Below are 13426 nucleotides of genomic sequence, written 5' to 3' on the forward strand. Positions count from 1 at the left end.
GCTGGGGCACCGAAGGGCGAAGCCGTCCTTATGGTCCCGCTATGGAAGCGCCTGGAATCCGAGCTGGAGAAATTGCGAGACGCTGAGGACGTAGTAGCCAAAGCAATCAACCGCTTACAGGCCCGAACGCAAGTTTCACCTTAATAGGATTGCAGTCATGACAGAGAAAAATTGGAAATGGTACGCAGGATCTAATGACGAATATTATGCCGTAGGGCCGTGCGATACGCGTGAAGACGCTATCGATGAGGCTCATGATAGTTTCGGCGATGATGTCGGCATTCACGTTATCGAGGCTGTCAAGGGCGAGGTTCGCCTTCGAGACTACATCGGCGCGAGTTGCGCAATAGAGGAAGCGGAGGAACGAGCTTACGATATGCGCAACCCAGACAGCGACGACAATATTTTCGACGTGTCTGGAGAAGAAGAAAAAGACCTCATCGTAATGCTGAAAGCTGCCTGCGATGCGTGGCAGATCAAGCATAACCTCCACTTTGAGCCATGGTGTTTCACCAGCACACGAAACGCCGAGTATATCGCGCCGGAAGTCCAGCCATGACCGACGACAGCAAACACCTGTATGCACACTTTCGCGCAGAGATTCTCTGGATGATACAGCCGATACTGGCGAGCCAGCAAAACGATGAAAGCTATTTCGGGTGCGACCTCATCATTGAGCCGTGCGATCTGGGCGGATGTATCATCGTCGCCATATCGCGCACTGCAATGGCCGTTATTCGTGATCCAAGCGGATACTGCACAACGACAATGAGCGCACTTGTTCCAGAGGCCGCTTTTGAACACTGCAAGTCTCATGCCGCAATCCCGATGAGTTATTGCGGGCAGCAATATTCGCCCAGACTTCCAGAGTGGTCGCAAGCTGGCGATGTCGTGATGCACTCGGCAGGCATGTTTGTTGGCACAAAAATGCGCCATCCGGACTGGATGGCTGAGGACGATGAATTCTATCCTTGCCTATACCAAAGAACCGGAGCTGTCGGCTCGCTCGAAGTCGGCACTGACTACAAGGCAGAACCGGGCCGTAGCGTAAGCTGGCGTGCGCCGCTGACCAAAGCAATGGAATTGCCCGCGCGCAAAGAAGACATCATCGGCATTAATCCCGGAGTGATCGGGCTGTTTGAGCGCATACACAACACGGTTACCGAGAACCGCCAGAACGGCACCCATTTCTACGCGCTGCAAACAACCAACAGCACAACCGGGCACGGACCTATAATCCTCCGGATGCATGACTATCCCGATTTCGTAGGCGTGATGATGCCAATGAGCCTTCCGAAAGACCCACAGCGCGATTTGCCAGAATGGCTGACGACGACATTCCCGGAAACGCAGGGAGGGGTACAATAATGAATCGCCCTATCCTTTTCAGCGCACCGATGGTTCGCGCCAATCTTGACGAGCGCAAAACGCAGACACGACGCCTGCTGGACGCATGGTGCGATGAGCCGCCAGCGTTTGTCGAAGACGGAATCGTCACCGCCCACGATGAGAATGATCAACCTTATCGCTGGCCAAGAACTAATGCCATTGGCGACCGCCTCTGGGTTCGCGAGGCTTGGTGGATTGCGACACGTTACAGTTATGGAACAACGCCGGGCGGCGACGAAGTACCGCCCGCACCGCTCGCCTATCGCCGTTCGGATCCGATCCATTACGCCGCAGACGGCAACCCGCCCAATTGTGCCAACAAGCACTATGGACCTAACGGCTTACGTCCCGGTTCCGGAGCATTTGCCGCCCCTGATCCCTATGCCGTCTGGATTAAAAAGCCGTCCATCCACATGCCGCGCTGGGCTTCGCGCCTGACCTTGAACGTTACCGACGTTCGGGTCCAACGCTTACAAGATATCAGCGAAGCTGACGCAATCGCGGAAGGTGTTGAACCGCTGCACGGCGGCTGGTTTCCCTACGGGATTTCCACATTCATGACCACGATTCAAGATGGTCGGGAAGTTCCGGCGCAACATTGCACTTCTGCGCGCGATAGCTTCCGGATGCTCTGGGAGCATATTAACGGAAAGGGTTCATGGGACGCGAACCCCTGGATAATCGCTTATACCTACCACGCCATCAATCGCAATATCGATCAGATTGAGGTGCAGCCGTGAGCGTCTTTGTCGATGATATGGCCGCAGCGTTCGGCAACATGCTCATGTGCCATATGTGGGCTGACACGGATGAAGAGTTGCTCACGATGGCAGACATGATCGGCGTGAAACGGAAATGGATACAAGGCCATCCAACACTTTCGTTCGGCAAACATCGGAACGCATCGTGGGTTCACTTTGACATAGCGAAATCCAAGCGCGCGCTAGCAATAAAGCTCGGAGCCCTCGAAACCGACCGATTCGGGCCACTCGAATATACTGCGAAGCTCCTAATCGCGACCGGCGACCCAAAGCGGGTGGAGATTGGTAACAGGAAGTTGGCAATGGTTGCAGTGTGCCGGGAACGCCGTCAGAAAAATGGAGGGGCACTGTTATGAACAAGCCAAGTGATGTCGACATTCGCAACGCCATCGATTATGCGCTGCGCCGCTGCCCTATTGAAGAAACAGCCGAGGGCGATGAAGGTGACTTTGTGATGGAAATCACGGATCCAGCAACAGTAACACCGTTCGTCATGTGCCTACTGGAAGAGCTGGGCGTCATTTAAACGATAGTCGGACTAAACGGCAGGACAATTTTCTTAAGCTCGCTTTGCCGCCATTCCAGCGACCCGCCCATGCCATACCGGGGACGCTCGATTGTGTGCCCCATCAACAATCGCCGCAGTTCATCATCCAGGTTCGCCTCTTTCATTCGATCCTCAAAAGAATGACGGAACGAGTAGATCTTATGCTGAGGCGTCGGGAAGAGGCTATTTTCCTTAAAATATTTGTTTAGCGTAGCGGACAGATCATTCTCTCGATTTCGGTAGCGCGGGAATCCTTGCTTGTGCTTGCGGAACACAGCCAGTGCTACGCCGACCAACGGTACAAGACGCTCGGATGAAGTTGTTTTGATCTCACGCGGGTCGTCGGGATCGTCGCGCGGTTCGATAGCAATATGCGGCACCTTATGCGAAAGCCGAATCGACGACGCGGTCAGGTTTGCCAGCTCACTTGGTCGCGCCCCTGTTTCGATCAGTGCCAGCACAATCCCCCGCGCTTCATCATTCAAAGTCGCCAGATTTCCAGGCTTCATAATCGTTCCGGTAAGCCACTCACGAGGGAACGGCGGGCGGGAGCGCTTTTTCCGTGTAGAGAAGTTGAGACGTGCGAACGGATTAGCCCTGCCTTCCTCGCCGATATAGGTGAAATAAGCGTCGTAAAGCACTCGCATATTGCCGATGTCGCGATTGCCAGACGAAGCCGAGTGAGTGGATTTCCCCTCTTTGGGAGCGATCCTGGACAACCAGTGACGATATAACTTCATAGCGTCATCACGCGTGATGTCGGTCATCGCCTTATCGCCCTCGACGAGAGCGATAAAATTGTTCACGGCCCGCAGCTTCACCTTTTTCCATTGTGCCTTTTGAACAGCACTCTTGTTCACCAACTCATCCGGCACGATCTCATCGCAATAGATCTCGAATGCCTTGCTGACAGTCACATCAGGAACGGGAATACCACCGGCAACGCCTTGCGCCAGCTCTTGCGGCAACCGCTCACTGGCAACGCGTTCCAGGCGGGTGACGATTTCATCAAGTGATGATTGTGCGCTCATCGTTTGCGCAGATCGGTAAGTCAGTCCGAGAGCCTCGACGCGCTTCATCGACGCTTCATATCGAGAGCGAGCCGGATCACGCGGCTCATCGAGCACCATGGAGGCCCAAAGGATATTGTCCGCCTCTTCCATCAAATCCCGCTTGGCGCGGGCGAGGGCGAGATCATCTGTTTTCAGGCTGACACGAATCGTTGGCGCGCGCTCATCGCGAAGGGCGAGATTGTCCGGCACGCGACGGCGGTAATAGTATTTTCCGGACCTCAGAAACAGGAACCTGTCGGCATCTTTTTTGGATGAATTTCGCCCCATCAACCCACCATATCGCACCGAAAAAACGAGCTAAAAAACCCAGTTTGTAGCACAATATGTATCACAGTTCGGGGCAAAAATGTAAACCGCCTATTTTCGCAATGGCGATTTTTCTTTTATTATCAATAATTTAGTGATTTTAGCAATGGTAAATTGTGGTGCGGATGGAGGGACTCGAACCCCCACGGTCTCCCGCCAGAACCTAAATCTGGTGCGTCTACCAATTTCGCCACATCCGCTTCTGAACCGAAGCACATTCCTCAGAACGCGCCATTATTCGTCTCAGATATTGAACCGCCCCTCGAAAGCGCGCGTCTCTATATCATCCAATTTTCCCGGTTCAAAGGAAAAAAGCCGCCTTCCTTGCATAGATTTACAAGGTTCGATCAGGCTGAGCTCTTCCTACCCTTTCCGTCTCTATATAGCGATCCTGTCGCATCAGCCAACCCTTTTGAAACAGGGCGTGATGACAGGATCAATAAAGAGGCTCCTGATAAAGCTGCCGGCCGTCTTCCTGCAGGGCTTTGATGACCGGCGTTCCGTTCGGATCGACCGCCACAACGGCAGTAATCCGCCGCTCGCGCTGGCTGTCTTCAATCGCACGTCCCTGCCCCTCGGGTACATAATACCGTTCAATGCCAAAATTGAGACGAATATTCGATTCCGCATCATCGGATATGGAATAAGCAGCCTCGCCCCGAATCTGCTCCTCACCGGAGGTAAGGTCTGAAAGCGGAACGAATGACGCGCGTGAAAACCGCGCTATCCCGTTTGTATCGGGCTTCACGGCCACATAGACGGTTCGCGAACCGGCAGGACGCTCGCCCTGAATATCCTTTCGGGACAGACTGGAAATCTCGTACCCCAGAACGACATAGTCGCCACGCATCAGATCGCGCGGGTCGAAAGGCTCCGTCTGCAGCGTCACTTCCGCACCCGAACGCAGGACAGAGGCGCGCTTTTCTATGCCTGCATAAAGAATGCCGGTTTGCAGCAATGCAGTGACGGTTGCCCCGACATAGAGCCATTTGAGCCGAATAGTCATAGGCGGGCCTCCACGCTGCTTTTCCTTCCGAACCGGTTCTCCATGCGTCGCACAAAAGCAGCCAGCAGCAGCACGAGAATGCCCGCAGTCAGGAAGAAGCCGGATGTTCCGATCATGGTGCCAACCGTCTCGAAAGCCAGATAGAGAACCTGGATCGAAAATGCGGCATAGGCGATGGAACGCAGGCCGCCATTATTTCGACCGGCAACAGCAATCGCCCCGATCGCGAGCGCCAGTATGAAGATGCTATATAATATGTCCCTATCCAGATTTGCGGTAACGCTGGAATAGGAGAACATCTGGTTGATCTGAAGCGTGACAAGCGCCAACAGCGCGAGAGCCAGCCCGTATGCCGCGAGCGGATGAGCGAAGCGGGTCAGTCTCTGCACCGTATCATGGGCAAAACCGTCAGCCAGTATCAGACCGATTCCCACGACCAGCATAAGCACCAGCACCGTATTGCTCTCATGCTCCGCATAGACGAGCAAAGCCCAGCCAATGGAGAACATTGCCCACAGATGGGCTGCATGTCGCGAGCGCGTGAACAAGGCCGCTGCAGCGCCGAACAGCAAAAGCAGCGGTCCGATCCAGCGATAGGTCACGTCATCATAGGACGACATATCAAAAACGTAGGTCGAAAGATAAAAGCAGGCGACACCGGCGCCGAAAGCCGCCAGTACCGGCGCGCGCAGAAGAAAAGCCGAAACCAGAACGCCTACGGACCAATAGATTGCGGCGGAATGGATGTCGCCGGACAAATGATACATTTGCCCCACAAGCGCCAGCCCTGCCCCGAACGATGCAGCACCCACAATATAGAGCGTAGCCGGAAACAGCTTGTCACCACGAGACTGCCGCCAGGCTCCACCGAGATAACTCACCCAAATAAGAACGAATATGAGGCCGATGCGCATGAGGCGCGGCATTTCCTGCCAGTTCGCGGCAACCAGCATGATAACGGCTGCGCCAAGAAGCAGCCCGCCAAGCGTGGCCAGAACGGAACCAAGGCTGAAGACCGAAGCGCGCTTTTCAAGGTCGGCATTCAGTTTCGATGCTGTTTCCGCATCGATCAGACCGTCCCGCTGCCATCTCTCGATCAGGCGTTCAACAGAAATGGAAAATGACAAATTAGCTCCTGGTCATTCTGTCAGTTGTTGCTGTCGCAACCGTAAGCGTTTGAGAACATATAGGAAACTGCGCTGCCGGCAAAGAGTGGATCAAATCGCTTTGCGGCAATTTTGTGCCATACCAGTCTAATCGATTTAACGTGTCGTGCAGAACCCGCAGAGCAGCTATGCAAACTCGGGTCTGCAACCTGCGAAAACAATAGCTTATATCATGGGCAACAAACGAGATGAATTGAACAGAAATCCAGTTCCTCAACGATGAAGGAATAGCACGATGAACCTCCTCCGCTCTTACAACAACTGGCGCCGTTACCGCGACACCGTCAATGAACTCAGCCAGCTCTCCACCCGTGAGCTGAACGATCTTGGCATCTCCCGCGCGGACATTCCGTTCGTGGCTCGCCAGACCAAGGCCCGTTAATTAACGAGCCTCACAGTTTCTCCCGATAGGGGGTTCTCCAAGTCTGGATCCTCCTCCCACCAGACTTGGTTCATCGCAGAACCATCCTCCTCCCAGGTTTTGCGATAACAAGACCGGTTCTCCTCCTCCCAATGCCGGTCTTACCATAATGGCATCCGTCGCTCCTCCTCCCGCGACGGATGCCATTTCTTTTTGCGGCTCGATTCCCATCCTTAGCGAGCCTTCTCCATTGAAGGCGTTCAGCAAAGGCGATAAGGGAATGGCCCATGTCAAACACATCCGATCTTTCTCCCGTTCACGTCGTCGGCGGCGGTCTTGCCGGTTCTGAAGCTGCATGGCAGCTCGCGCAGGCGGGCGTGCCCGTCATACTGCACGAAATGCGCCCCGTACGCGGCACCGACGCCCACAAGACCGAGCAACTGGCCGAGCTTGTCTGTTCCAACTCTTTCCGCTCGGATGATGCCGAAACCAATGCCGTCGGCGTTCTTCATGCCGAAATGCGCCTTGCGGGATCGCTCATCATGGCGTGCGCCGATGCACATCAAGTTCCCGCAGGTGGTGCGCTGGCCGTCGACCGCGAAGGCTTTTCGCAGGCCGTCACTGCCAAGCTTGAAGCCCATCCGCTGATTACAATCGTTCGGGAAGAAGTCACCGGCCTGCCGCCTGAGGAATGGGGAACGACCATTGTTGCCACCGGGCCCCTGACCGCGCCTTCACTGGCTGAGGCCATTCAGGCGCAAACAGGAGCGGATGCTTTGGCCTTCTTTGATGCCATTGCTCCGATTATCCATTTTGATTCGATCAATATGGATGTCTGCTGGTTCCAGTCGCGCTATGACAAGGTTGGCCCCGGCGGCACCGGAAAAGACTATATCAACTGCCCCATGGACAAGGAGCAGTATGAAGCTTTTGTGGCCGCATTGGTCGAAGGCGACAAGACCGACTTCAAGGAATGGGAAGGCACGCCCTATTTCGACGGTTGCCTGCCGATCGAGGTGATGGCCGAACGCGGGCCGGAAACCTTGCGTCATGGGCCGATGAAGCCGATGGGCCTTACCAACGCCCATAATCCGACTGTGAAGGCTTATGCCGTCGTGCAGCTCCGTCAGGACAATGCGCTCGGCACGCTCTACAACATGGTCGGTTTCCAGACGAAGCTGAAATACGGCTCGCAGACCGGCATCTTCAAGATGATTCCGGGTCTCGAAAATGCGGAATTCGCCCGCCTCGGCGGCCTTCACCGCAACACCTATCTGAATTCTCCCGTGCTGCTCGACGGTACGCTTCGCCTGAAATCACGCGAAACACTGCGCTTTGCCGGTCAGGTGACGGGTTGTGAAGGCTATGTCGAATCGTCAGCCATTGGATTGCTGGCAGGTCGTTTCACTGCAGCAGAAAAGCTGGGGCAGACGTTGACGCCACCTCCCGGAACAACCGCGTTCGGTGCCCTGCTCGGTCATATAACGGGTGGGCACATCGTTGCCGACGACGAACCGGGCAAGCGTTCGTTCCAGCCGATGAATGTGAATTTCGGGCTTTTCCCGCCCGTCGATGTTCCGAAGCCGGAAGGCAAGCGTCTGCGCGGCAAGGAAAAGACTGTTGCCAAGAAACGCGCGCTTTCCGCACGTGCTCTGGCTGACTGCCGTCAATGGCTGGGCTTGTTGGGGCTGGGCTCGGGGCTAGAACCGGCTGAGTGATATTGCGATGGGCTTCGGTTCGATTGAACTGAAGCCCATCGGTTCTGGCTACTCAGAAGTTGGCTCTGAACATGAGCCATTGCTTCCGGATGGCTGAAATGTCCGCCACCTTTTCCGCAGCCTGTGCGCCCAGGCGTTCGATTGCTCGCAGATAGGCCGGAACAAGCGCCAAAGGCAGAAACGCCGGAACAAGACTCTTCGGCAGCTGTGACTTGTTCTTCTCGAAAATCGCCAGATGTTCACGCGCGAAAGCCAGCATGATGCTGATCACTCGCTCGACAGCAGCCTTGTCTTCGCCAGCAATGAAAGTCTCGCGGGTCACACCTACTGCCTGCAACATATCGGCAGGCACATAGAGTTGCCCACGCCGCCGGTGAATAGGCATAAGGCGAAGCAAGCCGGTTACGGCCTGTGCCACGCCAGCATGGCCGGTTATTTCCGTCTGTGCCTGCGCGGCATCTCTGTTCAGTATAAAGCCGGCTAACTGGATGATCGCCGATGCGGTTTCCCCGCAATAACCTTCCAGATCATTGCGGCTGGGCATCGGATCGTCATAAAGATCGAAGATGCGCGCTTCGCAATAATTGTCGAAAGCAGTTCGAGGCAGCTCATATTTTTCAATGGTGTTGATCAGCGCTGCGGCAACGGGATGTGCTTCCGCACTACCCCTCGCCTCGCCGTTGATGAGATCGCGCCACCATTGCAGCCGGACTTCGCCCGGCAGCGGTTCGTGAACCAAATCACGGATACGCGCGACTTCGGCGTTGAATGCGTATAATGCAGCCAGACCGCCACGATGATCCTCCGGCGCATAAAGCACTGACAGATAGCGGTCCCGGTCAGCTTGGCGAAGCAATGCCAGGCAATGTGCCTCATTCTCGTTCATGATGTCAGTCTACAGCAATCAACGCCGCTGCGACCGCACGATCTTCGGCCAGAAGCACATTATAGGTGCGAACGGCGGCACCTGTACTCATCGGATCGGAAGAAATGCGGTGTTCGCGCAGGATAGCGCGCACGTCTTCTGGAATACGGCGCAGATCCATGCCCGTGCCTACCAGCAGAATTTCAATATCGGATGCCTGCTCAAGGATCATCTTGAGATCGGCTTTGGCCAGTGTCGGCGGCGTCGCAGGTTCCCAGCCATGAATGCCCGAAGGCAGGCAAAGAATGGAACCGCGATGCGACATTTCGGCAAAGCGGAATCCACCGTCGCCATAGGCGTCAATGGGAGCACGGCCCGGAAAATGGGCCTCGCGTATCTCTATCCCTTTGGCCATTTTCAGCTTTCCAAATTCAGCGATTGCGCCAGTTCATCATCCATTTGATCGCTGGATTCATCCGGCCCACGCGGCTTGAGGCCGAACTGAACCAACAATGGAGCGGCGATGAAGATCGATGAATAGCTTGCAACAATGATACCGACGCTCAGTGCCAGTGCAAAGCTGCGAATATCCGCGCCACCGAAGGCATAGAGTGGAATATGCGCTAGAAAGGTCACAAAGGACGTCAGCAAGGTACGCGACAGCGTCTGGTTGATCGAGGCATCGATGATGGCAGGCAGTGGTGCGCTTTTATAGACGCGCAGGTTCTCACGCACGCGGTCGTAGATCACCACCGTATCGTTCAGCGAATAGCCGATGATCGTCAGAATTGCTGCAACGCTCCAAAGATTGAACTCCATGCGGAAGACAATGAACATGCCCGCGAGAATGATGACGTCGTGCAAGGTTGAAAGCACCGCACCAAGCGCGAGCTGCCAGCGGAACCGGACCCATACGTAAATGAAGATACCGATCAGCGACAGAATGACCGCCAGAACTCCGGCGCGCGAAAGCTGTTCCGAAACGGTCGGCCCGACGACTTCAACGCGCTGGAATGAGTAGTCCGGCTCGAACTCTCCGCGCAGTTTCACCGCGACGGTTTGTTCGGCATCGTCGCCGACTTCCTGACTGCCGATAATGACAAGGGCAGAGCGCGGAGACTTTGCCGGCAGAACGCGGGCGCTGTCGATATTGAGTTCGGTAAGACGTTCGGTGATGTCTTCAATATTGGCGTCACCGCTGCGGGCCTGCAGTTCAACCATCGAACCGCCACGGAAATCAATGCCGTAGTTGAAGCCGATATTGACGAACAGCGCGACCACGATAGCGCAGGCCAGCACCGAGATGCCGAGCGTCACGAATTGCAGACGCATGAACGGAATGTGCGTTACAGTCGGAACCAGTTTCAGACGACGCTTCGGCACTTCCTTCGGTTTGGCTGTGCGCACCCACTGCGCGATCAGCAAGCGGGTGAAGGTGAGCGTCGTGAAGAGCGTGGTGCCGATGCCGACCGCGACCGTCAGCGCGAAGCCATGAACCGTCCCCGACCCGAGCAGAAACAGAACGAGCGCTGCAATAAGTGTGGTGAGGTTTGCGTCGATGATGGTCGAGAGTGCGCGATAGAATCCGGATTCCATCGCCTGGACAACGGAATAGCCCTTGCGGCGATCTTCGCGCACACGTTCGTAAATCAGGATGTGGGCGTCAACAGCCAAACCTATGGTCAGTACCAGACCGGCAATGCTGGCGAGACTGATCGAAGCGCCGATCAGCGAGAGTATGGCTGTCAGAATGATGATGTTGACGGCCAGTGCGACCATGGCGATCACACCGAGGATACCGTAGGACAAGACCATGAACAGGCCGACGAGCAGTGCCGCAAGCAATGCTGCCAGTGCGGCCGCGCTGGCATAGTCCTCGCCCAGAGCCGACGCAATCGTGCGTTCTTCCAGAACCGTTACATCTTGCGGCAGCGCGCCGGAACGCAGCACAACGGCCATATTGTTGGCCGCCTGAAGATCGAAAGCACCTGAAATCTGCAGCTCATTCGTATCGAGCTTCTCATCGACGGCAGGCGCGGAAACGATCTGATTGTCGACGACGATAGCAAAGCTACCACCAACCAGATGCGATGTTGCTTCGGCAAGATTTTTGCGGCCTGCATCGTCCAATGTCAGCGTGATGACAGGCTCACTATCGTCATCCGACAGCGTCGCCTTGGCATCCGTCACATTGGCGCCAGTCAGGATCGGTTGCTTCTTGACGAGATAGCCGACAGGCGGATCGTCATAGGAATAGATGATTTCACTGTCAGCGGGCGGCGTACCGCGAATGGCATCATCCGGTGACATGGTGCTGTCGACGGCACGGAAAGAGAAATTGCCGCGAACGCTGAGAATGTCTTTCAGAAGCTGCGCGTCATAGACACCGGGAACTTCAACCCGAATCTGATTGCGGTTTTCCTCTTCGACGAGAGGTTTGCCATAACCAAGCTCCTCCAGACGCTGCCGCATGATATTTGCGGTGCGCTCGAGCTCCCCTCGTCCGGGATTCTGCACCTGCAGGACCAGACGTGAGCCGCCGGAGAGATCGAGCCCAAGGGCGATCTGCTGCTTCGGCAGGAAGTTTGGCAGTTTTGCCAGCGTTTCACGCGAGAAAAAGTTAGGGGATGCGATGATGAAACTCACGAGAACCGCGAGCCAGATCAGGGCAGATTTCCAGCGTGAAAAATAGAGCATAGAGCAGCAATTCCGTATCAGCTTGGATAGAGCATGCCGGAGTTCACCTGTTGCGAACCGCTCTCCGGCGTCGTGGCACGCGCATCGTATATTAGCGCGCACCGAATAATGCGCAGGCCCCGGTTATGGAAACCTTACCGCGGCCTGCGTGTCGTAAAAAGAATTACTTGTTCTTGTTGTCGGCGACGGGCTCGCCCTTGACGCGAACATCCATCAGCGTGCTGCGCATAACGCGGATGCGCACGCCTTCAGCGATTTCGACTTCAAGTTCGTTGTCGTCAACAACCTTCTGAACCTTGCCGACAATGCCGCCGCCGGTCACGACGGTATCGCCACGACGAACCTGGGTCAGCATTTCCTGACGCTTCTTCATCTGGGTCCGCTGCGGGCGGATGATAAGGAAGTACATGATCACGAAGATCAGGATGAACGGCAGAATGCTCATGAGCATATCTGGTCCAACAGCGCCGCCGGATGCCTGAGCGAAAGCCGGTGTTACGAACATTAGGAACTCCTCTGAAGTCTCGAAGACAAATTATTATCGGCATTACAATGGTTAGCGCGCCAAATGCAACCGGCGATGATCCCGCCTGCGCCAAGGTCGCACACTTTTCGCCTCCGCTGTGACATGTTAAGCCGTTAGCCCTATCATCAGGGGCATGAAATGACGACCGAAGACATACTCAGCCAGAAACTGGACCGTTTGATCGCCGCTCTGGAACGCATTGCGCCGCCGGAAGCCAAAACACCCGATCTTGATGCCGCAGACTGCTTTGTCTGGGCTCCCGAACGACTGACCCTGGATCCGATCAAGCGCGTCAACCGAGTGGATATCGCACTGATCCGTGGCGTAGATTTGGTACGTGATCAGCTCGTGGACAATACCCGGCGCTTCGCAAAAGGATTTCCGGCAAACAATGTTCTGCTCTGGGGTGCGCGCGGCATGGGCAAATCCTCGCTCGTCAAGGCTGCACAGGCAAGTGTGAACGCTGAAATGGCGGATCGCGCTCCGCTCAAGCTGATCGAAATTCATCGCGAGGATATCGATAGTCTTCCGACATTGATGAACCTCATCAAGGATACGGACTATCGCTTCATCCTGTTTTGCGACGACCTTTCCTTCGATCATGACGATACGTCCTATAAATCGCTCAAGGCCGCGCTTGAAGGCGGCGTAGAAGGTCGCCCCGGCAATGTGATCTTTTATGCAACCTCGAACCGGCGCCATCTGATGCCGCGCGACATGATCGACAACGAGCGCTCGACGGCGATCAATCCTTCGGAAGCGATTGAGGAAAAGGTATCGCTGTCGGACCGTTTCGGCCTCTGGCTCGGCTTCCACAAATGCAGCCAGGACGATTATCTCGCGATGGTCGATGGCTATGCGGCCTATTTTAAGCTGGCTTACGATCCGGCCAAGATGCATACCGAAGCGCTGGAATGGTCCACCACGCGCGGAAACCGTTCGGGGCGCGTTGCCTGGCAATATATCCAGGATCTGGCAGGTCGCCTCGGGATTGCAATGTAAAGAAGACGG

15 protein-coding genes and 1 tRNA gene are annotated in these 13426 nt (G+C 55.5%); 8 read left to right on the forward strand and 8 right to left on the reverse strand.

The window, feature by feature from the left end; all coding sequences use genetic code 11:
* Positions 1–157 precede the first annotated feature (157 nt).
* The 5 genes from OANT_RS12090 to OANT_RS26745 are packed head-to-tail and all read left to right on the forward strand — an operon-like array spanning position 158 to position 2676.
* Positions 158–559, forward strand: a complete 402-nt coding sequence (locus OANT_RS12090) for a hypothetical protein (protein WP_012092196.1) — start codon at positions 158–160, stop codon at positions 557–559.
* Positions 556–1368 (forward strand): hypothetical protein, encoded by an 813-nt coding sequence (locus OANT_RS12095; protein ID WP_012092197.1) that lies wholly within the window; start codon positions 556–558, stop codon positions 1366–1368. The genes OANT_RS12090 and OANT_RS12095 overlap by 4 nt, the downstream gene beginning before the upstream one ends.
* Positions 1368–2129 carry a hypothetical protein gene (locus tag OANT_RS12100; RefSeq protein WP_012092198.1) on the forward strand — a complete coding sequence of 254 codons (762 nt, stop codon included), beginning with the start codon at positions 1368–1370 and terminating at the stop codon, positions 2127–2129. The genes OANT_RS12095 and OANT_RS12100 overlap by 1 nt, the downstream gene beginning before the upstream one ends.
* Complete coding sequence (locus tag OANT_RS12105; RefSeq protein ID WP_012092199.1) at positions 2126–2506, forward strand: DUF4031 domain-containing protein; 381 nt, start codon at positions 2126–2128, stop codon at positions 2504–2506. The genes OANT_RS12100 and OANT_RS12105 overlap by 4 nt, the downstream gene beginning before the upstream one ends.
* On the forward strand, positions 2503–2676 hold the full coding sequence (locus tag OANT_RS26745; RefSeq protein WP_158304331.1) for a hypothetical protein: 174 nt from the start codon (positions 2503–2505) through the stop codon (positions 2674–2676). Before OANT_RS12105 ends, OANT_RS26745 begins: the two co-directional genes overlap by 4 nt.
* On the opposite strand, the gene OANT_RS12110 is transcribed toward OANT_RS26745, so the two are convergent.
* The 4 genes from OANT_RS12110 to OANT_RS12125 form a co-directional block, all read right to left on the reverse strand.
* A complete protein-coding gene (locus OANT_RS12110) occupies positions 2673–4037 on the reverse strand; it encodes a DUF6538 domain-containing protein (protein ID WP_012092200.1) in 1365 nt (454 codons plus the stop codon). The genes OANT_RS26745 and OANT_RS12110 overlap by 4 nt on opposite strands.
* 156 nt (positions 4038–4193) lie before the next feature.
* A tRNA-Leu gene (locus OANT_RS12115) sits at positions 4194–4276 on the reverse strand.
* 236 nt (positions 4277–4512) lie between these two features.
* The gene (locus OANT_RS12120) at positions 4513–5082 is read right to left on the reverse strand and encodes a GDYXXLXY domain-containing protein (RefSeq protein WP_012092201.1); all 570 of its coding nucleotides are present in this window, start codon (positions 5080–5082) and stop codon (positions 4513–4515) included.
* Positions 5079–6209 (reverse strand): DUF2157 domain-containing protein, encoded by a 1131-nt coding sequence (locus tag OANT_RS12125; protein ID WP_012092202.1) that lies wholly within the window; start codon positions 6207–6209, stop codon positions 5079–5081. Before OANT_RS12125 ends, OANT_RS12120 begins: the two co-directional genes overlap by 4 nt.
* Before the next feature lie 274 nt (positions 6210–6483).
* Between OANT_RS12125 and OANT_RS25670 the strand changes: the two genes are divergently transcribed.
* Together OANT_RS25670 and trmFO are read left to right on the forward strand one after the other, a co-directional pair.
* On the forward strand, positions 6484–6630 hold the full coding sequence (locus OANT_RS25670) for a DUF1127 domain-containing protein (protein WP_006466676.1): 147 nt from the start codon (positions 6484–6486) through the stop codon (positions 6628–6630).
* Between the two features lie 266 nt (positions 6631–6896).
* Positions 6897–8327 carry a methylenetetrahydrofolate--tRNA-(uracil(54)-C(5))-methyltransferase (FADH(2)-oxidizing) TrmFO gene (gene trmFO, locus OANT_RS12130; RefSeq protein ID WP_012092203.1) on the forward strand — a complete coding sequence of 477 codons (1431 nt, stop codon included), beginning with the start codon at positions 6897–6899 and terminating at the stop codon, positions 8325–8327.
* A gap of 52 nt (positions 8328–8379) precedes the next feature.
* On the opposite strand, the gene OANT_RS12135 is transcribed toward trmFO, so the two are convergent.
* The 4 genes from OANT_RS12135 to yajC form a co-directional block, all read right to left on the reverse strand.
* Positions 8380–9213 carry a phytoene/squalene synthase family protein gene (locus OANT_RS12135; protein ID WP_012092204.1) on the reverse strand — a complete coding sequence of 278 codons (834 nt, stop codon included), beginning with the start codon at positions 9211–9213 and terminating at the stop codon, positions 8380–8382.
* A gap of 4 nt (positions 9214–9217) precedes the next feature.
* Positions 9218–9607, reverse strand: a complete 390-nt coding sequence (locus tag OANT_RS12140) for an Mth938-like domain-containing protein (RefSeq protein WP_012092205.1) — start codon at positions 9605–9607, stop codon at positions 9218–9220.
* 2 nt (positions 9608–9609) lie between these two features.
* Positions 9610–11889, reverse strand: coding sequence for a protein translocase subunit SecDF (gene secDF, locus OANT_RS12145; protein ID WP_012092206.1), 2280 nt, complete (start codon positions 11887–11889; stop codon positions 9610–9612).
* A 163-nt stretch (positions 11890–12052) separates the two neighbouring features.
* Entirely contained in the window at positions 12053–12394 is a 342-nt protein-coding gene (gene yajC / locus OANT_RS12150; protein WP_010661250.1) for a preprotein translocase subunit YajC, read from the reverse strand.
* A gap of 159 nt (positions 12395–12553) precedes the next feature.
* On the opposite strand from yajC, the gene OANT_RS12155 reads away from it, so the two are divergent.
* Complete coding sequence (locus OANT_RS12155) at positions 12554–13417, forward strand: ATP-binding protein (protein WP_012092207.1); 864 nt, start codon at positions 12554–12556, stop codon at positions 13415–13417.
* The last annotated feature ends 9 nt before the right edge of the window (positions 13418–13426 follow it).

It is taken from the genome of Brucella anthropi ATCC 49188, assembly GCF_000017405.1.
Classification (GTDB): Bacteria; Pseudomonadota; Alphaproteobacteria; order Rhizobiales; family Rhizobiaceae; genus Brucella; species Brucella anthropi.

Bases quoted from the DNA above. Each gene is read 5' to 3' on its own strand.
- yajC (WP_010661250.1), bottom strand. From the start codon at position 12,394: ATGTTCGTAACACCGGCTTTCGCTCAGGCATCCGGCGGCGCTGTTGGA.
- OANT_RS12110 (WP_012092200.1), bottom strand. From the start codon at position 4,037: ATGGGGCGAAATTCATCCAAAAAAGATGCCGACAGGTTCCTGTTTCTG.
- OANT_RS12095 (WP_012092197.1), top strand. From the start codon at position 556: ATGACCGACGACAGCAAACACCTGTATGCACACTTTCGCGCAGAGATT.
- OANT_RS12155 (WP_012092207.1), top strand. From the start codon at position 12,554: ATGACGACCGAAGACATACTCAGCCAGAAACTGGACCGTTTGATCGCC.
- OANT_RS12090 (WP_012092196.1), top strand. From the start codon at position 158: ATGACAGAGAAAAATTGGAAATGGTACGCAGGATCTAATGACGAATAT.
- trmFO (WP_012092203.1), top strand. From the start codon at position 6,897: ATGTCAAACACATCCGATCTTTCTCCCGTTCACGTCGTCGGCGGCGGT.
- OANT_RS26745 (WP_158304331.1), top strand. From the start codon at position 2,503: ATGAACAAGCCAAGTGATGTCGACATTCGCAACGCCATCGATTATGCG.
- OANT_RS12140 (WP_012092205.1), bottom strand. From the start codon at position 9,607: ATGGCCAAAGGGATAGAGATACGCGAGGCCCATTTTCCGGGCCGTGCT.
- OANT_RS12135 (WP_012092204.1), bottom strand. From the start codon at position 9,213: ATGAACGAGAATGAGGCACATTGCCTGGCATTGCTTCGCCAAGCTGAC.
- OANT_RS12120 (WP_012092201.1), bottom strand. From the start codon at position 5,082: ATGACTATTCGGCTCAAATGGCTCTATGTCGGGGCAACCGTCACTGCA.
- secDF (WP_012092206.1), bottom strand. From the start codon at position 11,889: ATGCTCTATTTTTCACGCTGGAAATCTGCCCTGATCTGGCTCGCGGTT.
- OANT_RS12100 (WP_012092198.1), top strand. From the start codon at position 1,368: ATGAATCGCCCTATCCTTTTCAGCGCACCGATGGTTCGCGCCAATCTT.
- OANT_RS25670 (WP_006466676.1), top strand. From the start codon at position 6,484: ATGAACCTCCTCCGCTCTTACAACAACTGGCGCCGTTACCGCGACACC.